The organism is Planotetraspora thailandica, from assembly GCF_016863335.1.
Lineage (GTDB): Bacteria > Actinomycetota > Actinomycetes > Streptosporangiales > Streptosporangiaceae > Planotetraspora > Planotetraspora thailandica.
Genome location: NZ_BOOR01000090.1, coordinates 1 through 23,240 on the forward strand (window position 1 = coordinate 1; position 23,240 = coordinate 23,240).

At 69.1% G+C, this 23,240-nt stretch carries 23 protein-coding genes; 10 read left to right on the plus strand and 13 right to left on the minus strand.

Going from position 1 to position 23,240, the window contains the following annotated elements; all coding sequences use genetic code 11:
• Positions 1-204 precede the first annotated feature (204 nt).
• Complete coding sequence (locus tag Pth03_RS39490; protein WP_203949643.1) at positions 205-474, minus strand: hypothetical protein; 270 nt, start codon at positions 472-474, stop codon at positions 205-207.
• Positions 455-664, minus strand: a complete 210-nt coding sequence (locus Pth03_RS39495; RefSeq protein WP_203949671.1) for a hypothetical protein — start codon at positions 662-664, stop codon at positions 455-457. The genes Pth03_RS39490 and Pth03_RS39495 overlap by 20 nt, the downstream gene beginning before the upstream one ends.
• Here Pth03_RS39495 and Pth03_RS39500 point away from each other — a divergent pair.
• A complete protein-coding gene (locus Pth03_RS39500) occupies positions 636-845 on the plus strand; it encodes a hypothetical protein (protein WP_203949644.1) in 210 nt (69 codons plus the stop codon). The two genes, Pth03_RS39495 and Pth03_RS39500, sit on opposite strands and share 29 nt — an antisense overlap.
• A gap of 168 nt (positions 846-1,013) precedes the next feature.
• Here Pth03_RS39500 and hrpA read toward each other — a convergent pair whose 3' ends face one another.
• From hrpA to ppgK, 3 genes are all read right to left on the minus strand, one after another.
• Positions 1,014-4,907 (minus strand): ATP-dependent RNA helicase HrpA, encoded by a 3,894-nt coding sequence (hrpA, locus tag Pth03_RS39505; RefSeq protein WP_203949645.1) that lies wholly within the window; start codon positions 4,905-4,907, stop codon positions 1,014-1,016.
• Positions 4,908-4,969: 62 nt separating this feature from the next.
• Entirely contained in the window at positions 4,970-5,620 is a 651-nt protein-coding gene (locus Pth03_RS39510; protein WP_203949646.1) for a winged helix-turn-helix transcriptional regulator, read from the minus strand.
• Positions 5,621-5,840: 220 nt separating this feature from the next.
• On the minus strand, positions 5,841-6,566 hold the full coding sequence (ppgK, locus tag Pth03_RS39515; RefSeq protein WP_203949647.1) for a polyphosphate--glucose phosphotransferase: 726 nt from the start codon (positions 6,564-6,566) through the stop codon (positions 5,841-5,843).
• A gap of 161 nt (positions 6,567-6,727) precedes the next feature.
• Between ppgK and Pth03_RS39520 the strand changes: the two genes are divergently transcribed.
• A complete protein-coding gene (locus tag Pth03_RS39520) occupies positions 6,728-7,003 on the plus strand; it encodes a hypothetical protein (protein ID WP_239119735.1) in 276 nt (91 codons plus the stop codon).
• A complete protein-coding gene (locus Pth03_RS39525; RefSeq protein ID WP_239119737.1) occupies positions 6,946-7,608 on the plus strand; it encodes a nucleoside/nucleotide kinase family protein in 663 nt (220 codons plus the stop codon). The genes Pth03_RS39520 and Pth03_RS39525 overlap by 58 nt, the downstream gene beginning before the upstream one ends.
• 25 nt (positions 7,609-7,633) lie before the next feature.
• On the opposite strand, the gene Pth03_RS39530 is transcribed toward Pth03_RS39525, so the two are convergent.
• Both Pth03_RS39530 and Pth03_RS39535 read right to left on the minus strand, forming a co-directional pair.
• Positions 7,634-8,056 (minus strand): cupin domain-containing protein, encoded by a 423-nt coding sequence (locus Pth03_RS39530; RefSeq protein ID WP_203949648.1) that lies wholly within the window; start codon positions 8,054-8,056, stop codon positions 7,634-7,636.
• A 41-nt stretch (positions 8,057-8,097) separates the two neighbouring features.
• Complete coding sequence (locus tag Pth03_RS39535) at positions 8,098-8,943, minus strand: universal stress protein (protein ID WP_203949649.1); 846 nt, start codon at positions 8,941-8,943, stop codon at positions 8,098-8,100.
• Between the two features lie 272 nt (positions 8,944-9,215).
• Between Pth03_RS39535 and Pth03_RS39540 the strand changes: the two genes are divergently transcribed.
• A complete protein-coding gene (locus tag Pth03_RS39540) occupies positions 9,216-9,485 on the plus strand; it encodes a DUF1876 domain-containing protein (protein WP_203949650.1) in 270 nt (89 codons plus the stop codon).
• Positions 9,486-9,567: 82 nt separating this feature from the next.
• Here Pth03_RS39540 and Pth03_RS39545 read toward each other — a convergent pair whose 3' ends face one another.
• The 3 genes from Pth03_RS39545 to Pth03_RS39555 all read right to left on the minus strand — a co-directional run bounded on the left by Pth03_RS39545 (position 9,568) and on the right by Pth03_RS39555 (position 13,338).
• Complete coding sequence (locus Pth03_RS39545) at positions 9,568-11,946, minus strand: S8 family serine peptidase (protein WP_203949651.1); 2,379 nt, start codon at positions 11,944-11,946, stop codon at positions 9,568-9,570.
• 94 nt (positions 11,947-12,040) lie between these two features.
• The gene (locus Pth03_RS39550; RefSeq protein WP_203949652.1) at positions 12,041-12,292 is read right to left on the minus strand and encodes a hypothetical protein; all 252 of its coding nucleotides are present in this window, start codon (positions 12,290-12,292) and stop codon (positions 12,041-12,043) included.
• A 242-nt stretch (positions 12,293-12,534) separates the two neighbouring features.
• Positions 12,535-13,338 carry a hypothetical protein gene (locus Pth03_RS39555; RefSeq protein ID WP_203949653.1) on the minus strand — a complete coding sequence of 268 codons (804 nt, stop codon included), beginning with the start codon at positions 13,336-13,338 and terminating at the stop codon, positions 12,535-12,537.
• 193 nt (positions 13,339-13,531) lie between these two features.
• Here Pth03_RS39555 and Pth03_RS39560 point away from each other — a divergent pair, with 193 nt between their 5' ends.
• Entirely contained in the window at positions 13,532-14,350 is an 819-nt protein-coding gene (locus Pth03_RS39560; RefSeq protein ID WP_203949654.1) for an MBL fold metallo-hydrolase, read from the plus strand.
• A 4-nt stretch (positions 14,351-14,354) separates the two neighbouring features.
• Here the strand turns inward: Pth03_RS39560 and Pth03_RS39565 are convergent, their stop codons facing one another.
• Both Pth03_RS39565 and Pth03_RS39570 read right to left on the minus strand, forming a co-directional pair.
• Positions 14,355-14,819, minus strand: coding sequence for a nuclear transport factor 2 family protein (locus tag Pth03_RS39565; protein WP_203949655.1), 465 nt, complete (start codon positions 14,817-14,819; stop codon positions 14,355-14,357).
• Positions 14,820-14,990: 171 nt separating this feature from the next.
• A complete protein-coding gene (locus Pth03_RS39570) occupies positions 14,991-15,290 on the minus strand; it encodes a hypothetical protein (RefSeq protein WP_203949656.1) in 300 nt (99 codons plus the stop codon).
• Between the two features lie 148 nt (positions 15,291-15,438).
• Here Pth03_RS39570 and Pth03_RS39575 point away from each other — a divergent pair, with 148 nt between their 5' ends.
• The 5 genes from Pth03_RS39575 to Pth03_RS39595 all read left to right on the plus strand — a co-directional run bounded on the left by Pth03_RS39575 (position 15,439) and on the right by Pth03_RS39595 (position 21,342).
• Positions 15,439-16,074, plus strand: a complete 636-nt coding sequence (locus Pth03_RS39575) for a DUF6518 family protein (RefSeq protein WP_203949657.1) — start codon at positions 15,439-15,441, stop codon at positions 16,072-16,074.
• 427 nt (positions 16,075-16,501) lie between these two features.
• A complete protein-coding gene (locus Pth03_RS39580; RefSeq protein WP_203949658.1) occupies positions 16,502-17,062 on the plus strand; it encodes a TetR/AcrR family transcriptional regulator in 561 nt (186 codons plus the stop codon).
• A gap of 339 nt (positions 17,063-17,401) precedes the next feature.
• Positions 17,402-17,662 (plus strand): DUF1775 domain-containing protein, encoded by a 261-nt coding sequence (locus tag Pth03_RS39585; protein ID WP_203949659.1) that lies wholly within the window; start codon positions 17,402-17,404, stop codon positions 17,660-17,662.
• Positions 17,663-18,000: 338 nt separating this feature from the next.
• The gene (locus tag Pth03_RS39590) at positions 18,001-18,987 is read left to right on the plus strand and encodes a patatin-like phospholipase family protein (protein WP_239119739.1); all 987 of its coding nucleotides are present in this window, start codon (positions 18,001-18,003) and stop codon (positions 18,985-18,987) included.
• A gap of 150 nt (positions 18,988-19,137) precedes the next feature.
• Positions 19,138-21,342, plus strand: a complete 2,205-nt coding sequence (locus tag Pth03_RS39595; protein WP_203949661.1) for an MMPL family transporter — start codon at positions 19,138-19,140, stop codon at positions 21,340-21,342.
• Positions 21,343-22,208: 866 nt separating this feature from the next.
• On the opposite strand, the gene Pth03_RS39600 is transcribed toward Pth03_RS39595, so the two are convergent.
• Complete coding sequence (locus Pth03_RS39600) at positions 22,209-23,198, minus strand: PLL family lectin (RefSeq protein WP_203949662.1); 990 nt, start codon at positions 23,196-23,198, stop codon at positions 22,209-22,211.
• Positions 23,199-23,240 lie beyond the last annotated feature (42 nt).

Consider the following 23,240-nt stretch of genomic DNA (forward strand, 5'->3'; position numbering starts at 1 on the left):
ATATCTCCCCAGGAGCGCCAGGCGTACCAGCGCAAGCTCGAGGTCACGCTCCAGGTTCGAGGTCGCTCGGGCAGCGGGTTGTCCGTTGAGACCCACAGCCGTACAGAAGATCCATCCGGGGCGAAAGCCCGTTCGGCCGCCGTGTTCCAGGCGGGCTTACCAGGTGTTCGTCAGGCGGGTGTCGGGACGTTCGATACGGACGCCTCAGCCAAGGTCGGCGTCAGGGGTTCCGGCGTGGTGGGCGGTGATGATCGGCCGGGCAGGTCGGATGTGGTTCCAGTCCTGCAGGAGGTCGACGAGCCGGGTGGTGAGGCGGCGACTGTCGGGTCCGTGGGCGACGATCCCGATCTCACGGGAGACAGGGCCGTACGAGCGGGCGGCGATGTAGGCGAGGGTGCCGCCGTCGGACAGGCTGGCTCCTGCCCACCGCAGAGCTAGGCCGCCGATTCCAGCCTTACGGGCATCCGCGCTCACCGACAATCGGTACGAACCCGCGGACACGGGCGTAGCCGGCGACCAGTTCGCCGGTCGGCTGGAGGTCAAGGGCGAGAGAGCGGGTGAGGCCCTTGCCGTGCGGGCGGATCGGAACGACGATCCGCCCACTGGGGGTGAGTTGGTCCCACCACGCTTGGGAGATGTCCCAGGCTCCGGCGGTGACGATGATCCGGCCTCAGGGTGCGACTTTGGCCCAGCCTGCCGCGCCGTACCCGCAGACGGTGGCGGCAGCGGAGCACCCGGCTCTGTGGAGGGCGGCGCGGGGCGGTGGACCAGCCGGGCGGGATGCCGAGTCGGCCCGGGTCAGGGTCGGCGGTCAGGAGTCGGTGGGACCGGCCAGGTCCTCCTGAGTCGTCCGAGGCTCTGCTTACCGGCGGTGCTGCTGGCGGCGCCGCTCTCGGACTACTTCCCCGCCTCCTTAGAGACCACGACAGAGACCACGACGACTCCAACTGATACAGCCGGCCGATGCCGGTGCTCAGATACGCCCGGACGGTCACCTCCGACGGCCGGGCGTCTCAGAGGGACAGCGCGTCGATGGCCTTGCGGATGCGCTTCTCCGAGACGGGAGCCGGGGTGCCGAGTTGCTGCGCGAAGAAGCTCACCCGCAGCTCCTCGATCATCCAGCGCACGTCCTGTACGGCTTTCGCGGCCCGCTCGGCGGGTTTGAGGCGGTCGAGCAGGTCGCGGTAGTCGTCCTCGACGTCGTGCACCCGGTGCATCCACTCGCGGTCGCGGTGGGGGTCGTCGGGCAGCTTCTCCAACCGCCGCTCCACCGCCCGCAGGTAGCGGTGCAGGTCGGGCAGCCTGTCGTAGCCCGTGCCCGTGACGAACCCGGAATAGATGAGCGCGTCGAGCTGGTCCCTGATGTCGGCGACGGCGTCGGCCGGCCCGCGCAGAGCCGTCTGCACCGAATGCCAGGTGGCCAGGATGCGCTCGACCCGGGCGACGACCTCTTCCGTGGTGGGGAACAGCGACGCTCGCACATGGTCGTGGAGCCGCAGGAAACCGGCCTCATCCCAGGCCGGCCCCCCTGCCTCGGCCATCAGCTTGTCGGCGGCACAAGCCGTGCAGTCGTCGAACAACGCGGCGGCACCCCCGTGGGGGCTGCGGCTGAGGGCCAGCTTCTGCGCGGTGCCGAGGCCGCGCAGGATGGCCTTGGCCGGGCTGACGGTGTTGAGGAGCAGGAGCCGGCGGGTGCCCGCCCACATCGACTGCTGCTGCTCCGCCTCGGTCTCGAACATCCGGACCGCGACGGAGGTCGTGTCGTCGGCGAGCGCCGGGTAGGCCCGCAGCCGCCCGCGTTCGAACACCTTGGGCAGCGCCGCGATGGTCCAGTTCGTTAGGCCGGTGCGTTCCAGGTCGTCGGCCGCCTTCGACAGGGTGGCGCGCAACCGGGGGGCGAGGGTGCGTTTGAGCTCCTCGAGGTCCTTGCCCTCGGCGACGAGCCGCTTCCCGTCGTCGACGACCCGGTAGGTGATCCGCAGATGGTCGGGCACCTGGTCGAACGCCCACGCGTCCCGCGGGATCGTCACGCCGGACATCTGGTGCAGTTCACGCTCGAGCGTGTCGAGGATCGGCTCGCTTCCGGGCTTCGCCCGTTCGAGTACGGCTTTCGCGAAGTTGGGGGCGGGCACGAAGTTGCGCCGCAGGTGCTTGGGGAGCGACCGGATGAGCGCGGTGAGCAGGTCTTCCCGCAGGCCCGGGATCTGCCAGTCGAACCCCGTCGGGTCGACCTGGTTCAGCACGTCGAGCGGGATGTGCACGGTGACGCCGTCGGAGCCGGCCTGCCCGCTGTCCGGCCCGGCGAGCGAGCCCGGCTCGAAGCGGTAGGTCAGGCGCATGCGCTGCCCGTTCTGCCGCCAGGCGTCGGGGTAGTCCTGTGCGCTCACCCCCGCCCCGGAGTTGACGAGCATTTCCGGGGAGAACGTCAGCAGGCCGGGTGTGACGGCCGAGGTCTTCTTCCACCAGCTGTCGAAATGGCGCCCGGAGACGACTTCCGGCGGGATGTGCGCGTCGTAGAAGTCGAACAGCGTCTCGTCGTCCACGAGGATGTCGCGGCGCCTGGCCTTCTCCTCGAGCTGCTCGACCTCCTGCAGCAGCTTGCGGTTGTCGTGGAAGAACCGGTGGTGGGTGCGCCACTCGCCGTCGACCAGGGCGTGCCGGATGAACAGCTCCCGGCTCAGCTCGGGATCGATCCTGCCGTAGTTGACCTTGCGCTCGGCCACGATCGGCACGCCGTACAGGGTGACCTTCTCCAGGGCCATGACGGCGGCCTGGTCCTTCTCCCAGTGGGGTTCGCTGTAGGTCCGCTTGATCAGGTGCTGGGCGAGCGGCTCGATCCACTCGGGTTCGATCTTGGCGTTGACCCGGGCCCACAGGCGGGAGGTCTCGACCAGCTCGGCCGACATGACCCACAGCGGTTGCGTCTTCGACAGGGTCGAGCCGGGGAAGATGGCGAAGCGGGCGTTGCGGGCGCCGACGTATTCGGTGATGGGCCGGCGCGGGCCATCCTGCTTGCGCTTGGCGTCGACGTCCTTGACGCCGATGTGCGACAGGAGCCCGGTGAGCAGCGCCTGATGAATGCGCTGCGGGTCGGCGTCGACGCTGTTGGGGACGATGCCGAGGTTCTTGGCGACCTGACGGAGCTGGCTGTCGATGTCCTGCCATTCCCTGACCCGCAGGTAGTTCAGGAACTCGGCCTTGCAGAGCCTGCGGAACGCGCTGGACGACAGCGCCCGCTGCTGCTCGCGCAGGTAGCTCCACATGTTGAGGTAGGTCAGGAAGTCCGATTCCTTGTCGGCGAACCGGCGGTGTTTCTCGTCGGCCGCCTGCTGCTTGTCGGCGGGCCGTTCGCGGGGGTCCTGGATCGACAACGCGGCGGCTATCACCATGACCTCGCGGGCGCAGCCGTTCTTGTCGGCCTCCAGCACCATGCGGGCGAGGCGGGGGTCCACGGGCAGCTGTGCGAGCTTGCGCCCGAGCGGGGTCAGTTTGGCGCCGCGGTCGAGAAGCGCGCCGAGCTCGACCAGCAGGTTGACGCCGTCCTTGACCTGGCGGGCGTCCGGCGGCTCGACGAACGGGAAGGCCGCGATGTCGCCGAGGCCGAGGGAGGTCATCTGCAGGATGACGCTGGCCAGGTTCGTACGGAGGATCTCCGGGTCGGTGAACTCGGGGCGGGAGACGAAGTCCTCCTCCGAGTAGAGCCGGATGCAGATGCCGTCGGAGGTGCGCCCGCACCGGCCCTTCCGCTGGTTGGCCGAAGCCTGCGAGACCGGTTCGATCGGCAGGCGCTGCACCTTGAGCCGGTGGCTGTAGCGGGAGATGCGGGCCGTTCCGGGATCGATCACATAGCGGATGCCGGGCACGGTCAGCGACGTCTCGGCGACGTTGGTGGCCAGCACGATCCTGCGGCCCCGGTGTGCCTGGAAGACGCGGTGCTGCTCGGCGGCCGACAGCCGGGCGTACAGCGGGAGCACCTCTTCCTGCCGGCTTTTCAGCGCGTCGGCGGTGTCCCGGATCTCCCGCTCCCCGCTGAGGAAGACCAGGATGTCGCCCGGCCCCTCGGCGCACAGCTCGTCGACCGCGTCCACGATGGCCTGCGTCTGGTCGTCGTCGTCCTCGACCGGCCGGTAGCGCACCTCGACCGGGTAGGTGCGCCCGGAGACCTCGACGATCGGCGCGCCCTCCGCCCCGGGAGGCGCGAAATGGCGGGAGAACCTCTCGGGGTCGATCGTCGCCGAGGTGATGATGACCTTGAGGTCGGGCCGCTTGGGCAGCAGCTGCTTGATGTACCCGAGGATGAAGTCGATGTTGAGGCTGCGCTCGTGCGCCTCGTCGATGATCAGTGTGTCGTACTGCAGCAGCAGCGGGTCGGTCTGCATCTCCGCGAGGAGGATGCCGTCGGTCATCAGCTTGACCAGGGTGCCGTCGCTGGAGTGGTCGGTGAAACGCACCTTGTAGCCGACCGCCTCGCCCAGCGGGATCGACAGCTCCTCGGCGATGCGCTCGGCGACCGTGCGCGCCGCGATCCGCCGGGGCTGGGTGTGCCCGATGAGGCCGTGGACGCCGCGGCCGAGCTCCAGGCAGATCTTCGGCAGCTGGGTGGTCTTGCCGGAGCCGGTCTCCCCCGCGACGATCACGACCTGGTGGTCGCGTATCGCCTCGAGCAGGTCGTCCTTGCGCTGGCTGACGGGCAGCTGGGGTGGGTAGCTGAGTCGCGGCACCGCCTCGCGGCGTGCCGCGACCCGCAGCTCGGCCGCGTCGATGTCGCTTGCGATCTCGCCCGCGACGGCCTCGCGTGACCTGCCGTCACGCACTTTGCGCATTCCGTCGATACGGCGGCGCAGCCTGCGCTGATCGCGCAGCATCAGGCCGGGCAGGCGGCCCTGGAGATCGGCGAGCATGTTCATTCCATGCTCAAGGATAGGCAACCGGCCCTACCGCTTCGCCAGTCGATTTTTCCGCGCCCGGCTCAGGCTCGGGGCTGCTGGTACTTGTAGCCCACGTTGCGCACCGTCACGATGCGCCCGGCGTGCCGGCCCAGCTTGCGGCGAAGCCTGAGGACGTGCACGTCCACGGTGCGCGCGCCCTCGTCGCCGTACCGGTCCCAGACGGCCGCCATCAGCTGGCGGCGGTTGAAGACCCGGCCGGGCGAGGCGAGCAGGTAGTCGAGCAGTTCGAACTCGCGATAGGTGAGGTCGACGTCCGTACCGTCCACCCGCACCGCGCGGGCCGCCCGGTCGACGACCAGTTCCTCCACGGGCGTGGGCTGCTGGGCCGCAGGCCGGCTCCGTGCCTGGCGGGCGGCCTCGTCGCGGTGCGGCACGGCGTGCACGGGCCTGGTCGTCCGCGTGCCGGTCGCGGCCGGGGAGGGGCCTGCGGGCCGGGCGGTGTCCGGTCCCTGAGGTGCGGGCTCGGCCACAGGAGTGAGTCCGGGCAGGGCGGTCCCTGCGAGTTGCGCGATCTGACGGCCCTCCTCCAGCGGGACGACGTGGGCGACGATCACGAGCGCGGTGTCGGACCCGGGGATCGGCACCATGCTGAGCACGCTGGCGTCGTCCGCCGGGGACGCGTCGAGACCCGACTCTCTTCGGCGCGCGACGAAATCGATGACGTGGGACATTGCGGGTTCTCCTTGCCTGTGGGACGTCCGGGCGGCGGGGTTGTGCCGGGGATCAACAGGCGGCGCCGCAGACGCGGAGCAGATCGATGTGACGACGCTCGGTCAGTCTTCGCCATGAAGCCATGAAGGCATCGTGACACGAATATTCCATGGTATTCAAGTAGGAATTAACGATAATCATGGCACGCCGACACCCTCGGCGAGCATCCCGGCCTGGCGGTCAGCGGCCGACGGCGGCCATGGCCGCGCCGATGATGCCCGCCTCGTTCCGCATGACGGCCGGCACCACGGGGGTGTCCTTCAGGTCGATGAGCGGCAGGAACTTGTCGGCCTTCTTGCTGACGCCTCCGCCGACGATGATCAGCGAGGGCCACAGGAGGTTGCGCATGTGCTCCAGGTATTCCTGCACATGTTCGGCCCATTTCTCCCAGCTCAGATCGTGGGACTCCCGAACGTGGTCGGACGCCCGGTGCTCGGCCTCCTTGCCGCGGATCACCACGTGGCCGAACTCGGTGTTGGGCACCAGCCGGCCGTCGGCGAACAACGCGCTGCCGATGCCCGTGCCGAAGGTCAGCATGAGCACGGCCCCCGTGCGCCCGCGCCCGGCGCCGAAAGTCACCTCGGCGATGCCGGCGGCGTCCGCGTCGTTGAGCACGGCCACCCCGTCACCGAACAGCTCGGACCCCTTGACCCCGATCCAGGACTTGTCGACGTTGGCCGCCGTCCTGATGACCCCGTCCATGACCACGCCGGGGAAGGTGATCCCGACCGGCCCCTTCCACGAGAAATGCTCGACGATCTGCCGTACGGTCGCCGCGACCGCCGCGGGCGACGACGGCTCCGGGGTCGGGATGCGCAGCCGCTCCCGCGTGAGGCTTCCCGTCTCCGTATCCACGGTGGCGCCCTTGATCCCCGAGCCGCCGATGTCGATGCCCAGCGCTTCCATGACTTCCTCCAGGTCCGTCGATCAACGCTACCCCGCACGGGAGCACGTACGCATGGCCGTACACCAGGTTGCTCACCACACGTGTGGCCTCAGTGACGTGGGGTAACCACATGTGGAGAAATCGCCATAAGGGGGACGAAATGATCGGTATGATGCATCGGATGGGCCTGCGCTCGAACATGATGTACACGGCCGGGCTCGCCTCCGTCGGCCTCTCGGTCGTCTCCTGGGTCCTGTCGCAGCGGTACGAGTCGGCGGGCACGGACCGCGCCGACCGCTGGGGACTGTTCGTGGGCGAGTGGGCGCCGACCCTGTTCGCGATGGGCGTGGCGCTGCGTCTGGAGGAGATGCGGTCGGAGAAGGAGCGCGGGACGGCGGAATGGCGCGAGCGGACCATGGAGCGCGCCCCGGGCATGCCCTCACGCGCGGGAGTCTGACGTCCGCCACCCCTCCTGGCACCGCCCCACCGGACGCCGCCCCTCCCGCCACCGTCTCGCCCGGCACCGGCTCGCCGGAGGCTCTTGCGGAGTGGCTGCGCACCCGGCCTCCCCGTGCCGGCGGCACACGCGTGCTCGCCGTGGAGGGCCGGTCGGGCGCGGGCAAGTCCACCCTCGCCGATCGGGTCGCGGACAGACTGGGTGCGCCGGTCGTGCGCATGGACGACCTGTACGACGGGTGGGACGGCCTGCTCGCCGGGGCGGACTCCCTGCTGCGATGGGTGCTTCTTCCGATCTCCGCCGGCCGTCCTCCGCGCTGGCGCCGCTACGACTGGCAGCGGGGCGAATACGCCGAATGGCACACGGCTCCCGTCACTGACACGCTCGTCGTCGAAGGCGTCGGATCCGGCGCCAGGCAGGCCGGGCCGTACCTGAGCGGCCTGGTGTGGCTGGAAGCCGGCGAGGGGGTACGCAGGGAGCGGGCGCTGGCCCGCGACGGCGAGGTCTACGCGCCGCACTGGTCGCGCTGGGCCGCCCAGGAGGAGCGGTATCACGCCGCCCACGACGTGCGCGCCCGCGCCGATCTGACCATCGTCACCGGCTGACGGACCGCGCTGAACGGACCAGGGATCACCCATCAGGCCAGTACGACTCTTCGGGGAAGGCGGCGCGGTACTCCTCGTCCGAGACGGCCTCGAACCACTCCGTCTTGCCGCTCGCCGTGACCGCGATGTGCACGAAGGTGTCGTCGGGCACCGCGCCGTGCCAGTGCTTCTCCCCCGGCTCGATGTGGACCCAGTCGCCCGGGCCGATCTCGACGCCCCTGGTCTGCCCCCAAAGGCCCATCACGCCCCGCCCGGACAGCACGAAGATCGCCTGCTCGCCCTCGTGGACGTGCCAGAGGGAGCGCGCCCCGGGGTCGTAGGTGAAGCGGTAGGCCCGCATGCCGTCCTTTTCGATCGGCTCCAGGATGGTGGCCTCCCAGACCTCGGCCGTGAACCTCCCCGCGACCGGCCTGGCCACCCTGATCTCGTCTTCCCTGACGAATCTCATCGCTACTTCTTCTCCTCGGATTCCTGTGCGGTGCCGCTCTCTCAGGGACGGACGACGGCGACCGGGCAGCGGGAGTGATGCAGGACGGCACGGCTGACCGATCCCAGCACCACGGAGCCGAGCGCGCCTCTGCCGTGTGAACCCACGACGAGCAGATCCGCCGACCCCGACGCCTCGACCAGCGCGTCGACCGGGTGCGCGCACACGACGTCCTCCCGCACGACCACGTCGGAGACTCGCCGCCACGGATCGAGCTTCTCGTCGGCCACGCGCTGCTGCGCCTCACGCACGCCGTCGAGGTCGTAGCCGATCTCAGGGGCGAGGGCGTGGATCGGCAGTTGCCACGCGTAAACCGCGCGGATCGAACTGCCGCGCGTCCTGGCCTGCTCGAAGGCGTAGGCGAGGGCGGCCTCGCACTCGGGCGAGCCGTCGATGCCGACGACGACCTCGCCGTGGACGTCCTTCCATCCGGGATGGACGACCACCACCGGGCCGTGCGCCTGGCCCGCCACATGGGTGCTCACCGAGCCGACCAGGATGCCCGTGAACCCGCCCAGGCCCCTGCTGCCCACCACGATCTCAGTGGCCTCCTTGGCCTTGTCACGCAGAATCTTGGCGGGCAGGCCCTCGATGATCTCCGCGCTGACCGTGACGCCGGGCCGGCGCGTGCGGACCACCTCTTCGGCCTCGGCCAGCGCCCGCTCGGCGTGCATGGTCAGCGGGTCACCGGCGGTCGTGGGGAACTTCACGATGCCGTACGCCCAGCGATCGACCACGCACACCAGGCGAAGGGGGCATCCGCGACGGGCCGCGTCGTCAGCCGCCCACTCCACCGCGGCCAGCCCCGTGGCCGAACCGTCGACGCCGACGATGATCGGATCAGACATGGCCGTCACCTTCCTCGTTCACTGGAATGTCTGCTGACACGCCGCCCCGGGCCGTGTGCGCATGGCGTGGGCGTACCCCGCCTGCGTGTTCCTTCACGGATCCCGCTGCCGTCCTTATCCGGGCTCCCACGGCGCGATCGTGCAGGAGGTCGCGGGGTCGTACGTGGCTGCGAGGGGCCGCACGGGGCAGGTCGCGGGGGGCTCGCGGGGGCCGAAAGTCCCTTCCGGGCGGGGTTTGCCCGGGTGGATGCTGAATCGGGGAGGTGCTCGCCATGGAGACCAAGAGATGGACGGTGGAGGTCTTCCTCTCCGAGGACGACCGTGACGACGTCACGACCGCGACCGCCGTCCTGTATACCGATGCGGGCCGGCGGCACGAAAGCGTCGCCCATGCCCGCCGCAACCCGTCCGACCGTCCTGTTCCGGAGATCGGCGACGAACTGGCCGCGGGCCGTGCGTTGTCCGACCTCGCCGCCAAGCTGATCGGCGACGGCGCGGAGGACGTGGCTCAACTCGCCGGTATGCGACGCGAGCCGCGCTGACGGCGTGCCCGCCCCACCGGGGGGCTCCCCTGAGCCCTGCCGGTGAGGGCGCACCCCCTGCCGTGCCGCGCGGGCCACGCGCTCAGTCGAGCAGGTCGTCGGCCCGCTGCCCGGCCGCGAGCCCGGCGGCGCCCATCTCCCTGGCCAGCCACGCGAACGCGGCGACCGCCGTCAGCCCGCCGGCGCCGTCATGATCGGGTACGGCCGTGCCCGCGGTCCCAGCGACTCCTCCCATGCCGGAGACGCCGTCCAGGGGTTCCTGGCCCATTGGGACGCCCTGTGCACCCCAGGCCGCCGGCATGCCGGGCATTCCGCAGGGCAGCCCCGCGGCCGGGGGCATGCCGTCCGCGTGGACGCCTCCATGGGCCCGGTCGCCGATGGGACTCGCCGCAGCATTCTGCTTCGCCGTACGCGCACGCCCCGGCGTCCGGGCGGGGCCCGCCGCGGAGACCGGCCCGTTCTCCGAGCCGCCCGCGGGCATGACGTCGGCGCCCGCCGGCGCGGGGCCGTTGGGCCGCCACGCACCGGCCTGGCCGTTCGCGCCGATCAGGTCGTCCAGGGACATCTGGCCCTCGGCGGACGGGTGTCCGGGGGCCGAACCGTTCGGGTGGCCGGGCGCCTCTCCCGCGAGGGCGGTTCCGGCGAGCCCGTCGCCGGGCGCGGTAACGGCTTCCGCGTGAAGGCCCGGGGCGGGCACGGGGGTGGGCACGGACAGGCCCGCCGCCGCCAGCTCGTCCGCGAGCCGGTCGCTCAGCGCCCACGCCGTCGCGGCGCCCCCTGCCGTGCCGGTGATCGAGGTTCCGAGCGCCTGCAGCACGTCCGGCAGGCCAGCCCCGGTGCGCCACGGGTCGCCGAGGTCGATCGGCACGCAACTGGACCTGATGATCTGGAAGAGCCGATCCACCCTGCTCGCGTCACGCCTGCCGTACCCGTGGCGGAAGTCGTCATGGTGAGCCAGCACGAGCGCGGCGAGCCCGGCGACGTGCGGCACCGCCGCCGAGGTGCCGTCTGCCGCCGCGTAGTCACGCGGGGGCGCGCACGACAGGACGGCCACGCCGGGCGCGCAGACGTCGACCTCCGGCCCGTGGCAGGTGAAGCGTGGTGAGAAGTAGCCCTCGGGGGTCAGCGGGCCCTGGATCCCGGCGGCGTGCCCCGAGGTCTCCGGGAAGGTGCCGATCTTGCCGACGGCCGCCACGGTGAGCACGGTGGGGAGGTTGCCGGGGAACGCCACGGGACCGCCGTCGTTCCCCGCGGCGACCACGCACGCCACCCCGGCGGCACGCGCCTGGTCGATCTTCGCGGCCACGAGCGGAGAGCTATGCCTGCTGCCGAGGCCGAGGGCCACCACGTCGACCTGGTCGTCGATGCAGTGGCCGAGCGCCTCGACGAGGTCGCTGAACCGGCCACCGGGGAAGATCTTGCACACGTGTACGGCAGCGCCGGGGACGAAGCCGGCGATGCCGACGCCGTCGTCGGCGGCCGCGATGACGCCGGCGCAGTGCGAGCCGTGGCCGGACACGTCGTCGGCCCATCCGGCGGCCCGTTCTCCGACGAGGTCGATTCCCGACGTGATCCGGCCGCGCAGATCGGGATGGTCGATGGCGGCGCCGGAGTCGATGATCGCGACGGTGACCCCGGCGCCTTTGAAGCCCTTCGGCAGGCGGTCCAGGCCCATCGCCCGCTGCCCCCAGCCGAGGGTCTGCCGCCCCGGGAAGCCGTCGACGGTCTCGGCCAGACCGGTCAGCTCGATCAGGTTGTCCCTGCTCGTGGACAGCGCGGGCCGTTCGACCCGGGCGCTCCAGTGGCCGGAGCGTGGCGTGACCACGACCTCTGCGATCGTCTCCGGGGTCTCCCCCGCCATCGTGACTGTGGCGCGGCCGTCCGGCCCTGTCACCGCATGGCCGGGCACGCACGAGCCGGTGAGCGAGACGACGGCGCCCGGCAGCGGCGTGCCGCCCGAGCCCTTGACCAGGAACGTGAAGGTGCTCTCCACCCCCGGCGGCGGGGCCGCCGAGGGCGCGGTCTTACGTTTCCTCGGCGGCACCTGCGCCTCGCAGTGGACGAGGCTCCGGTCCCGCTCGATGTGCACCTGGGGCAGCCGGGCACGCAGGCCGGTCGCGTGCTCGGCGGTCATTTCGGCGACGACCACCGGTGGGAACGCCACCGAACCGGGAGACGCGGGCCCGGGTTCGCCCTGGCGTGGCGGCTCGGCGCGGGAGGCGGCGAGCACGCGGTGGACGACGACCTCCGGGTCGTTGTCGAGCAGCAGGCGCAGGCCCTCGGCGTCGAGTGCCCGCACGCCGATCCCCATCGCGTCCAGATGGCTCTGTGAGAGGGCCGCGACCATGTAACGCAACGGGCGCGGCTCCACCGGCCGGGGACCCTGCCGTGACGCCTGCCGTGCCCGGTTCGCTGGGCGCGGCTCGGTGCCGCCGTTGTTCGCCTTGTCGTCAGTCGTCACTGCGTGTCTCGACTTTCCCCAGCTCAGGCTGGTCTCGCTGGCCACGCCCGCACGGGCTTGACGAGCACGTCGGCGGCCGAGGCGGGCCCGGGTCTCACACCGGCGGCACGCCCGGCCGGCCGGCGTTGATGATCGCGATCACCGACTGCGCCTGCGCCACGCACATCTCGTGCTGCCCCGCCCGGTAGAGCCGCACCGCCTGCACCACCAGCGGGACGATCCCGGCGAGCTGGGGTGAGCGCGGCAGCGCCGCCCGCAGCCAGCCGTACAGATCGAGCAAGATCACTGCACACTGCAGCTGCAGTTGCGTCGGCGCCGGACCGGCGATGTGCGCGGTGTCGAACATGCCCGTGACGCCCGGCGCGCCCGCGGGGCCGGACCCGACGTCGGGCTGGTGCTGAGCGCCTGGCGGCCGCGCGGGGCCGGAAGGGGCGGACCACCCCGAGCCCGGCGCCGTCGCCGGGCCGGGAGGGGTAGGCCGCTCCAAGCCCGGCGCCGTTGCCGGGCCTGGAGCGGCACTCGGTCCCCCCGAGACGGCGCCGGGCCACGTCGGCCCTTCACCGATCGAGTTCACCGCGGGTCCTCCACTCAGATCCCGGCGCCGGCGGCCACCGGGACCTGCTGGTTGGCCATGTGCTGAGCGGCCTGCCCGTATGCCAGGGGCACCTGCTGCTGCAGATGGTTCTGGGCCTGGGCGTAGTGGACCCCCACCTGCTGTGGCTGCTGCTGGGCCTGGCCGTACGCCAGGGGCACCTGCTGCAGATGCTGGGCCTGGCCGTACGCCAGCGGCACCTGCTGCAGATGCTGGGCCTGGCCATACGCCAGCGGCACCTGCTGCAGATGCTGGGGCAGCTGAACCGCCTGCGGCATCATCTGCTGCAGCCCCTGCGCCTGCTGGAGCGCCGCCATCTGGGGCATCGCGATCGCCGGGGCGAAGGCCGCCTGCTGGGCGAGCTGCTGCAACACCAGCTGCTGGTGCTGGATGTTGTCGAGAAGCTGCCTGACCACCACCAGGCCGTGCCGCACGCCCATGCGTGCGATCTTGTTCCAGAATGTGACCGGGCTCAGCAGGTGCTCCTGCGGCAGGACCTGTTCCTCCTGAGCGACCTGCTGGAGCTGCATGACCTGCGGCGCCTGGAGCGCCTGCAGGGGGTGGAGGGCCTGCGGGATCTGTGGGAGCTGTACGACCTGCGGAAGTTGTGCCGCCTGAGCGATCAGGGGGCCGAACGGCGAAACCTGCTGAACCCCCGGCATCTGCTGGAGGGCCGCAAGATGCGCCATCGGCGACATCAGGGGCATTTGCTGGCCGAGGTGCTGAGGAGAGAGCGCCTGCTGCGGGCCGTAGCCGAGCTGGGTCGCCAGGGACGTGGGGTTGATCGCTGTGAACGTCATAGTGTCTCCTTCGAGCCAGGTAGGTCTGGCTCATCGCCCATGCGATTACAACCCGTGACGAAGCGGACACACAATGCTATAGCGGTAATAGTCTGGCTAAGCCGCTTTTGACCTGGTTCTCCGCACTGCGGCAGAGTTGAGCTGATCATCGAGGAAATCCGGCCGGTTACCCAGCGTCACCGAGGAGCGACGGTTGAACGTTCTGCCCATCTGCGTCACCTGCGGAGTCCAATACGCCGGCCCTCGCGAGGACTGCCCCATCTGCGAAGACGAGCGGCAGTACGTCGGCTGGGACGGTCAGCGGTGGACGTCTCTTGAAGAGCTGGCGGCCGCCGGTCACCGGACCCTGATCGAGGAGGAGGGGCCGGACGTCATCGGCGTCGGCACCACCCCGTCCACCGGCATCGGCCAGCGCGCCCTGCTCGTCCGCACCCCCGGCGGCAACGTGCTGTGGGACATGGTGACCCATCTCGACGACGACACGATCGAGCGGATTCGCGAACTCGGCGGCGTCGACGCCATCGCCATCAGCCACCCGCATTACTACGGCACCATGATCGACTGGGCGCACGCCTTCGACGCGCCCGTCTACATCCACGCACGCGACCGGGAATGGGTGGCCCGCCCTGACGACTCGGTCGTCTTCTGGGAGGGCGACACCCACACGATCAGCGACGGTGTCACGCTGATCAACGCCGGGGTGCATTTCGACGGCGGGCAGGTCATGCACTGGAGGGACGCGCCCGGCAGCGGCGGCGCCCTGATGTCCGGCGACATCCTCCAGGTGGTCAAGGACCGCCGCTGGGTCGGGTTCATGTACAGCTACCCGAACCTCATCCCCGAAAGGCCCAGGACCGTACGGCGGGCCCTCTCGCTGCTCGAGCCGTACGCCTTCGACCGGGTCTACGGCGCCTGGTGGAAGCACGTGGTCGTCGCCGACGGATCCGAGGCGGTCCGCCGCTCCGCCGAGCGTTACCTGACCTTCGCCCTGGACGACGACACCCCGGCGTGACGGCTCAGAACCCCAGGTCGCTCAGGCCCGGATGGCCGTCGGGACGGCGGCCGAGCGGCCAGTGGTAGGCCCGCTCACCCTCGGCGATCGGTAGATCGTTGATGCTGGCCAGCCGTACGCGCATGAGCCCGCTGTCGTCGAACTCCCAGTTCTCGTTGCCGAAGGAGCGCCACCAGTTGCCGTCGGCGTCACGCGACTCGTAGGCGAACCGTACGGCGATGCGGTTCCCGGTGAAGGCCCACAGTTCCTTGATCAGCCGGTATTCCAGTTCCTTGGCCCACTTGCGGCGGAGGAAGTCGACGATCTCAGCCCTGCCGTTGATGAACTCGGAGCGGTTCCTCCAGTAGCTGTCCTCGGTGTAGGCGAGGGAGACCTTCTCCGCGTCGCGGGTGTTCCAGGCGTCCTCGGCCGCACGGACCTTCTCGATCGCCGTCTCACGCGTGAAGGGCGGAACAGGAGGGCGGGTCATGCGCGTGCTCCTCTCGGTCGGGTCACCTGAGCCGTGCGCATGATCGCGCACGGCAGGGCCCACGGAGTGGATGCCCGTTCCACGAGCGTATGCCCCGTCGTCGATCAGTCCGGTCACCGGGTTCGCGATCTTTTCGGTGCGCGATCTTTTCGGTGACCGGCCGTCCGGGGCTCAGCGACGGCCGAGCCTGCCGGAGGTCTCGGCGATCAGTTCGACCACGACCGGCTGGATGTCCGGGCGGGTGTGGAGCAGGTCCTCCAGGAAGACCCGCCACGCGCCGATCTCGGCGAGGTTCCGGGCCTGGTCCTGCTGCTGGAGTTGAGTGCGTGTCGCGGTCAGACGGGCACGGTAGGCGGCGCCGAGGCGCTGCTCGATCGTCTCGCTGAGCCACCAATAGGCGTCGGCGTCGGCCGCCGACACGAAGACGCGCGCGCCTTCCCACGCCACACGTTCCTGATGGATGACGGCCATGGCTGGACCGTACGCCCGGCCACGAGGCCCTGCAATGCCCTCATCCCGGGATTTCGGGGGTCTGGCGGCGAAAGGGTCCTGAGTTCGGTGGCAGGATCGCAGCGTGCAGCCCATCCCGGATTCGAACCACGAAACAAGCCCGGCGGCAGTGTCTCAGCCCGGACCGGACGCGGCCGTTCCCTCCGGGTTCGGCGACGCGACCGTCATGGTGATCGCCGCTGTGGCGGGACTCGCCGTCGGCGCGGCCACCTCCGGCCTGCAGACGATCCTGCCGGCCGAGGCCGGGCCTCTCGCGAACTCCGGAGCGCCCTGGACCCTCGCCGCCATGATCATCGTGATCGCGATCCGGCGGACGGGATGGCGGGCCGGTGCCCTCGGGACGCTGGCCATGCTGGGCGAGGTCGCCGGCTACTACGCGACCTCCGCGCTGCGCGGATTCGCCGTGGGCACGTTCTATGTGATCTTCTGGACGGTGGCCGCGCTCGTCGCCGGCGCCGCCTCCGGCGTGGCGGCGGCATGGCTCCGCGACGGCGGACCGTCCGCCCGGGTCGCGGGCATCGTGTTGCCCGCCGGGATCCTGGCAGGCGAGGGCTTCTACCTGTGGCACGGCGTCGGCGTCGCCGAGCTGGAGCCGTACGGAATCATCTCGCTCGCCACCGGCGCCGCCGGCGGGATCATCGCGATCGCCCTGGCCGGCCGTACGATCACGCAGCGCCTCGCCGGGATCGCGGGGATACCGGTGGTCGCCGTCGCGCTGTACTCGGCCTACATGGTGCTGAGCTGATCCTTCGAGGCCGCCGTTCCACCACGAGGTCCGGCGCGTCCACCCGATCATGCCGCCGCTCCGACCGGCGCACGGCGAGCCATGGACCTTACCGGCGGGTGAGCCGGCGGTGGAGAGCGCCGCCGCGGAGGGCGACGAGTCCCTCGGAGCCGGGATGGTGGTGGGTGGGCGCCCTTAGCGGCCTCGTGCTCTTGGTCGGCTTACCATCGAATGACCTGATGATCTGAGTAGCAATCGGCTTCGATGGCGTTAGAACGAGACCGGCCTGCACGGTCACCGTGGTGCGTGTGGGGAGTAGCGCAGCTTGCCGGGCGAAGGGGCCCGTGCGGGCGAGCACCTCCGGGGCCGCTTAACCGGGCTGGGCTACCCGCGTCACACCACAAGGGCGAATGGCCAAATGAGCGTTCATTAGAACTAGAGTGGTCACATGCGCACACGGGACCCGGACGGCAAGCGGCGGCAGCTGCTGGAAGCTGCACTGGCGGAGTTCGCCGAGTACGGCATCGCCGGTGCCCGAGTGGACCGGCTCGCCAAGCGAGCCGGAATCAGCGCCGGCGCGGTCTACTCCTTCTACGACGGCAAGGAAGGCCTTTTCGAAGCCGTCTACGACACCATCGTCGAAGAGACCGTTACCGGCATCCCGATCGATGCCGACAACCTACCGGAGTACGCCGGGCAGCTCTACGACGCCGGACTGCAGTACCCCGAGGTCGCGCAGTTCATGGCCTGGTACGCCCTTGAACGCGGTGACAACCAGAGCGTCCGACCGATCGTCGCCAAGTCGATGGCCGAGAAGGTCGCGGTGATCGAGGACGCGCAGCGACGCGGCGTCGTGACCGACCGCGAGAATGCGGGTGAGATACTCGCCCTGGTCCTGGTCATCGCGAACATGTGGCAGCGTCAGGGTAAGGACGTCCACGGACTGGTACCGCGGGGGCAGCGTCGGCGCGTCATTGTCGATGCCGTCCGGCAGCTTGTTACCCCGTGACTGGACTCTGTTTACGCTCCGACGGAGCGAGCCGCTAGCTGGTGTCGTACACACTGGAGCCGAGGATGAAGTGTGGAGCATCGCGCGACCGAGCAATTCAACTCGCGTAGGCAAATCCAAGACACTTGCTGGAGAACAGGGCGGGCGATGCCCCTTCGACGAATGCGGATGGTCGCACCGAAGTCGATCAGACTGCCCTGATCCAGCGGGAGCGGTCGGCACGCGGCGTCATCGTGTTGCGGCTGACGAGCATCCATGGTCAGAGGTTGCCATCAACACGGCCGACGGCATGGACACGGGCTGACGAGGTCCTCTTTTCCTGCGATTGCTGCTGCTGACATGCGATCCCTGCAGAAGGTCTGCGGCGTCACGGCGATCATGCTGGCCGTCGGGACCATCGAGGCATACGTGCGGATGTGTGCAGCGAAGGCAGTCACCGAGGCAGCCCGCGGCACTGGCTTCCGCGTACCCAGCGAGAAGGAAATGGCGACGACTATAAGGGTGCAGGTGCGCATCCCAGCCGGTGTGACAGTCACGTCGGTCGATCCGAAGCCGGGCGGGGCCGTCCAGCAAGACTACGACCAGGTCGTTTGGTCGTAAGTCCGGCCAGATGTCGGGTCGCCTGGCGTGGGTGCCTCAGTACGCCACTGCCTCGCAGGACGGAGCGGATCCAACCCCATTGCCGCCCCTGGCTTCGACAACGGCCCAAGCGCTGTCGGTGCTCGACTTCCTTCTCCTGGAACCTAGAGCGCGGCGACGCGACCTGAAGATCCTTTCGGTTGGCTGTCGCTTCGGACTTTTCGAGTGAACGTTCATTTGACGACGCGGCATCGCAGGGCCTACGGTTCTAGTGAATGAACGTTCGTTACTGAACGTGGGCGTGGCTCGGGCAGAAGGCAGGCCGCCACGGTCACGCTGGACACCGAAAGAAGAAGCAAATGGGAACACAGGCCACCCGGCGCCCCGTGCGACGAATCCTGAAGACGGTGGCGGCACTGGCCACCACAGCGCTGGTCGCGACTGCGTGCGCGTCCACGGCGCCCAAGGCACCCGACACCGCCCCAACCCCCGCGCGACCGCGCGTGGGCATCATTCTCGGCGGCGGAGGCGAATCCGGCGTCGCATGGCAGACCGGAGTGCTCGCCGCTCTGGAAGACCAAGCGCACTTGACACCCGACGTCGTGGACGTCGTCGTCGGCACCTCCGCGGGCGCGGTCGCCGGAGCGTATTTCAGCACGAAGGCCAACCTCAACCAGCTCGTCGACAACGAACGCGCCGGGAAAGGGGCGTCGGCGCCCGTGCAGACCGGTGGTGGCGGCGCCATTCCCACCGACATCATGGCGGCACTCAACTCCACCAAAGGGACCATCGAAGAACGCGACAAGAAGGTTGGAGAGCTGGCGATGAAAGCGCCGATCCCGATCTCCAGCGCAGACTTCGTCAACTACATCGCCTCGATGCTCCCTACCAAGCAATGGCCCGCACTGGACTTCCGCGCCACCTCCGTGAACGCAGAAACCGGCCAGACCGTGCTCTGGAAGCGTGAGGACGGCGTCCCCCTCGCCGCGGCACTCGCATCCTCCTCGGCGGTCCCCGGCTTCCTGCCCACCGTCGAAATCAACGGACGGCACTACACCGACGCCCCACGCACCTCCTTCTCCGCCGGTCTGGTCGCGGAAAAGCACCTGGACGCCATCATCTACATCGGCATGCCGACACCGAACTTGTCGAACACGATCGAGGAAGAAGCCCTCACCAAGCTTGAAGCCGGGGGCCTCCACGTGGTCCGGATCACCGGCGGAGCAGGCTCAGACGCGATCATCCGTAATGCGATGGACCCGAAGATCCGGCCGCAAGCGGTCGAGACGGGGCTGCGTGACGGAGCCGCCGCAGCCGGCAGCGTCGCCAAACTCCTCCGCCCCTGACATGGCACCCCGGGGCCGGGCTTCGGACAAGGACCGAAGCCCGGCCCCGGCATCAGCACAGGGGGCACCACCACACGTCTCCTACCTTCCAGGTCTTGGCGTCGGACCAACGCCCGCCCAGACCACCCCTTCATCCCTGGAGAGCATCTCGTGGCCACGTTTCTGTACCGGATGGGCAAGTTCTCTTACCGCCGACGGTGGTTGGTGACCGGACTGTGGGTGTTGCTGCTGGCGCTGGTCGGCGTCAGTGCGGGCACGCTGTCCGGGACGATGTCCAACTCGTTCAGCATCCCCGGGACCGAGGCCCAGCAAGCCATCGACCACCTTGCTGGACGATTCCCGCAGGCCAACGCGGGCGGGGCGACCGCACGCGTGGTGTTCGCAGCCCCACCCGGCAGCACCTTGACCGACCAGGCGCTCCGCACGACGGTGCGGGACACCGTGGAGAAGTTGAAATCCGCGCCCCAAGTCGCCAACGTCGCCGACCCGTTCCAGGCCAACACCGTCTCCCCCGACGGCCGGTACGCGTTCGCCCAGGTCAGCTACAGGGTGCAGGGCATCGAACTCACCGCCGATGACCGCGACGCCCTGATACGGACCGCCGAGGCAGGCCGGATCAACGGCCTGACCGTGGAGGTCGGAGGCGACGCGCTGCAATCGGCACCGGAAACCGGCATCGCCGAAGTCATCGGCATCGCCATCGCCGGAATCGTCCTGCTCATCACGTTCGGTTCGCTGGTGGCCGCCGGTCTGCCCCTGCTCACAGCGATCCTCGGGGTCCTGATCGGACTGGCCGGCATCATGGCCGTCTCCGGGTTCGTCGATATCAACGCCAACAGCACCATCCTCGCGCTGATGCTCGGCATCGCCGTCGGCATCGACTACGCGCTGTTCATCGTCTCCCGCTATCGCCACGAACTCGCCCTACAGACCGACAGGGCCGAGGCCGCCGGACGTGCCGTCGGCACCGCCGGCTTTGCCGTCGTCTTCGCCGGCCTGACCGTGATCATCGCTCTCGCCGGGCTTACGGTGGTCGGCATCCCGGTACTAGCTTCCATGGGCCTGGCCGCCGCCGCCACCGTCGCGCTCGCCGTACTCGTCGCACTCACGCTCCTCCCCGCACTACTCGGGCTCGCGGGCCGTCGTATCACCGCCGGTCGCCGCAGCCTTGAGTCCGACGCCGGCCCGGCGCCCGCGGGCGAACGCTGGGCCCGGTTCATCACCCGCCACCGGGTGCCGGCCCTGATCATCGCGGTCCTCGCCCTCGTCCTCGTGGCAGTGCCTGCGACCGGCCTGCGCCTCGGCGTACCCGACGACGGCATGTCCGCCGTAGACACCACCCAACGCAAGGCGTACGACCTGATCAGCACCGGATTCGGCGCCGGGGTCAACGGCCCGCTGACCGTCGTCGTGGACGCCGACGCCAGTGGCGACGCCGGCACCGCGGTCGCTCGGGTAACCAATGCGATCAAGACTCTCAACGGGGTCGTCTCGATCAGCCCGCCGGTGACCAGCCCCGACGGCAGCACCGCTCTGCTCACCGTCATCCCAGCGACCGGGCCCCGGGACCAGGCCACCGACGACCTGGTCGCCGACATCCGGCACCAGAAGGCTGCCCTGCACGCCGAGACCGGAGCTCAGGTCTCCGTCACCGGGCAGACCGCCGTCAACATCGACGTCTCCAACAAGATCAACGCCGCCACCATGCCCTACCTCGGACTCGTCGTCGGCCTCGCCTTCCTGCTCCTCATGCTGGTATTCCGCTCCGTACTGGTACCGATCAAGGCGACCCTCGGTTTCCTGCTCAGCGTCGCGGCCACCTTCGGCGCAGTCGTCGCCGTCTTCCAATGGGGCTGGCTCGGCTCACTCATCGGCCTCGACGAACCCGGGCCGATCGCACCGATGGTGCCGGTGCTGCTCATCGGCATCCTCTTCGGTCTCGCCATGGACTACCAGGTCTTCCTCGTCACCCGCATGCGCGAGGACCACGTCCACGGCGCCACTGCCCAGAACGCCGTCATCACCGGCTTCCGGCACGGCGCTCGCGTGGTCACCGCCGCCGCGATCATCATGATCGCCGTCTTCGGCGGATTCGCCTTCGCCGACCAGGTATTCATCCAGTCGATCGGCTTCGCCCTCGCGTTCGGCGTACTCGTCGACGCGTTCATCGTCCGCATGACCATCGTGCCCGCCGTCATGTCACTGCTCGACCGGGCCGCCTGGTGGCTACCTCGCTGGCTCAACCGTGCCCTGCCCAACCTCGACATCGAAGGCGAACATCTCGTCCGGCAGCTCGGCGCCACCACGGGGCCCGTCCTACTCAAACCCGAGCCATCGACAACCAACCGCCGGTAACCCTCCGGGACCACAAACGATCCCGTACGTCGTCCGGTCAACCGATGGGTGGTCGAGTTCGCGGATGTCTCCACGGTGTAACCCCCGACCGCAGCCGCGGACGTACTCAAGATCATCAAGCAGCCCGCGGTCCGCGTCGGCTCAACAAGCGCCTGCGCAGCCGGGCGCCCGCGTGAGCCGATGGGACGGCCGATCACTCCGCCGAGCATGAGAAGCCTGGCGCTGCGGCCGGGCCGAAGCCACCTGAACTTCCAGTCAGCCCCGCCTGCTGCTGCAGGCCCGGAGGCCTGAGACCTGCAGGATGAAACAGTTAGCGGTATACGAGGCGTCCCCTTCAGCCCAGCAGGATTCCCCCTGCAGAGAGCACGCGTGCACGCCACACCTGTGCCCGTCGGCGGATGCGCAAGCGTGGCTTTACGCGCTCTGCATGATCACGAAAGGCGTCACCGCAGGTCGGTGGGCGTTCTCTCGAACTTCTGCATGATCACGGATTACGTCGGGGCTGGTCAGAGGGCCGACGCCCGAACTTCTGCATGATCACGGGAACGGGGGTTGGCAGGTCGGGGCGCATGTCACCGAACTTCTGCATGATCACGAGAAGGTTGGAGGGAGGGGGAGTTGGCTCCGGGCACGAGAAGGCGGGCGGCTCCGGTCCCGTCGGCGGGCACGGGACGTCGGCAGGCCCCGGACGGTGATCGTCAGGGGCCTGCGGGGTGGTGCTGGTTAGGGGTAGATGGTCTCGCCGCACTCGGTGCAGCGCTGGGCGCGGCCTCGGTCTCGGCCGGCTCGACCTCGGCACTTCCGTAGTTCGGGCACCAGCACGCGGTACGACAACGATTCAAAGATCGCTAAATGCAACTGGAGTATTAGTTGCCGTTATATGATTGCTTGTAATAACCGATGTGGCCGGTATTTTCGGTAAGTATCGTGTAGATGACAGAGCCGGCCACGCTGAGGAAGACTGGCCACGCAGCCCTCATATAGGCTTGGTAGCCCGAAGCCGTTTCATAACTCCAATCCCTCAGCGGATACCCATAGGGGTTGAATTCGCGGTACCAGATGTGGTTACTGCCGTCCCGGCCTGCTACCTGCATATTACCGGTCGAAGTGGCGGCGATGGCCGTGGCTCCGTTGATGTAACCGCCGACGCTGAACCAGCCGTGCCAGGTGCCGCCGTACTCCTGCCATTGCATATAGACCTGGTCGTCCGTGCCGGTGTGGACAGCATAAAGTCGGTGAGTCGACTGATTCCAGGTCACAGCAGGCCACTGGTAAGTAGACCCGCCCAAGTTCTGGGCGTTCTGCCAGTAGGTACCGTCGAAGAAGCTGCCCCACATGCCGAAGTCGGATCCACTGCGATAGACCATGTACAGCTGCTGTGAACCGGCACCCACTTGAGTGACCGACGGGGGAGCCGTCAACTGCGTGGTCTGGCCGTTGATCGCATGCCAACCCGACCATTGAAGTTGGTCATTGTAGGTGGCCCAGTAGATTCGACCATCCGTTCCGGTGTGGACGATGGCGAATCCATTGTTTCCCCAGGGGGTAATTGTAGGGGAGGCCCAGGATGCCGCCCCGTCGAGCCGGTATGCCTGCCCACTGTTATCCCAAGCCGCCCACAGGTAGCCAGTGTTGTCGTTGGCTCTCCACACCCTGAGCAGGCGGCCGTTATTCCTTGCTTCAGCGATGGTTCCCGTCGCGTAGAGGACTTGGCGCCCATTTACGTGTTCCACCTGCCACGTGCCACTCTCGCCCGGCACGCTACTGGCCAGCGCCGGGGCCTCGGTCGCGACCAAGACCGAGAAAGCGGCCACTAGAGCAATGGCCGCCGATCGCCATTTTTTCCACGAAAACATAGTTTTCCTTTAAGAGGTGATGTATCCATATGACGAGACGCT

Excerpts from the sequence above, each read along its gene's own strand:
- Pth03_RS39535 (WP_203949649.1), bottom strand. The coding sequence starts at position 8,943 with ATGTCTGATCCGATCATCGTCGGCGTCGACGGTTCGGCCACGGGGCTG.
- Pth03_RS39600 (WP_203949662.1), bottom strand. The coding sequence starts at position 23,198 with ATGTTTTCGTGGAAAAAATGGCGATCGGCGGCCATTGCTCTAGTGGCC.
- Pth03_RS39510 (WP_203949646.1), bottom strand. The coding sequence starts at position 5,620 with ATGTCCCACGTCATCGATTTCGTCGCGCGCCGAAGAGAGTCGGGTCTC.
- Pth03_RS39540 (WP_203949650.1), top strand. The coding sequence starts at position 9,216 with ATGGAGACCAAGAGATGGACGGTGGAGGTCTTCCTCTCCGAGGACGAC.
- Pth03_RS39565 (WP_203949655.1), bottom strand. The coding sequence starts at position 14,819 with ATGACCCGCCCTCCTGTTCCGCCCTTCACGCGTGAGACGGCGATCGAG.
- Pth03_RS39585 (WP_203949659.1), top strand. The coding sequence starts at position 17,402 with ATGCGATCCCTGCAGAAGGTCTGCGGCGTCACGGCGATCATGCTGGCC.
- Pth03_RS39580 (WP_203949658.1), top strand. The coding sequence starts at position 16,502 with ATGCGCACACGGGACCCGGACGGCAAGCGGCGGCAGCTGCTGGAAGCT.
- hrpA (WP_203949645.1), bottom strand. The coding sequence starts at position 4,907 with ATGAACATGCTCGCCGATCTCCAGGGCCGCCTGCCCGGCCTGATGCTG.
- Pth03_RS39520 (WP_239119735.1), top strand. The coding sequence starts at position 6,728 with ATGGGCCTGCGCTCGAACATGATGTACACGGCCGGGCTCGCCTCCGTC.
- Pth03_RS39530 (WP_203949648.1), bottom strand. The coding sequence starts at position 8,056 with ATGAGATTCGTCAGGGAAGACGAGATCAGGGTGGCCAGGCCGGTCGCG.
- Pth03_RS39570 (WP_203949656.1), bottom strand. The coding sequence starts at position 15,290 with ATGGCCGTCATCCATCAGGAACGTGTGGCGTGGGAAGGCGCGCGCGTC.
- ppgK (WP_203949647.1), bottom strand. The coding sequence starts at position 6,566 with ATGGAAGCGCTGGGCATCGACATCGGCGGCTCGGGGATCAAGGGCGCC.
- Pth03_RS39590 (WP_239119739.1), top strand. The coding sequence starts at position 18,001 with ATGGGAACACAGGCCACCCGGCGCCCCGTGCGACGAATCCTGAAGACG.
- Pth03_RS39500 (WP_203949644.1), top strand. The coding sequence starts at position 636 with ATGTCCCAGGCTCCGGCGGTGACGATGATCCGGCCTCAGGGTGCGACT.
- Pth03_RS39525 (WP_239119737.1), top strand. The coding sequence starts at position 6,946 with ATGGCGCGAGCGGACCATGGAGCGCGCCCCGGGCATGCCCTCACGCGC.
- Pth03_RS39550 (WP_203949652.1), bottom strand. The coding sequence starts at position 12,292 with ATGTTCGACACCGCGCACATCGCCGGTCCGGCGCCGACGCAACTGCAG.
- Pth03_RS39555 (WP_203949653.1), bottom strand. The coding sequence starts at position 13,338 with ATGACGTTCACAGCGATCAACCCCACGTCCCTGGCGACCCAGCTCGGC.